Source organism: Patiriisocius sp. 208BN25-11 (genome assembly GCF_058147145.1).
The window spans coordinates 1-231 of the sequence record NZ_JBYVJY010000169.1 but is presented as its reverse complement, the minus strand read 5'-3'; the positions used below and the strand labels follow the sequence as shown (position 1 = coordinate 231).

Genomic DNA, 231 nt, shown 5'->3' with positions numbered 1-231 from the left:
AAAAGTAAAATAAAAGCAGGAAACGAATTAGAATGGATTGAGGGCAGCATCTACGCAAACATATATCAAAAGGAGGCCATTGCTATTGTAAACCCCAAAAATGGAGCTGTACAAGGAGTCAGCAACTTAAAAGGACTCAAAGAGAAAGTAACACAGCACAGCAAATTAGATGTATTAAAGGGAATTGCCTACAAAGGAGAACCCAACATCTTATATGTAACAGGAAAAAAC

The 231-nt window shown here is 36.8% G+C and carries 1 protein-coding gene; it reads left to right on the top strand.

The genetic code is table 11. The features are described from left to right. Window positions 1-231 (top strand): glutaminyl-peptide cyclotransferase (locus ACY2RS_RS15995; RefSeq protein ID WP_490099638.1); only part of this gene is annotated, 231 nt, incomplete at both ends.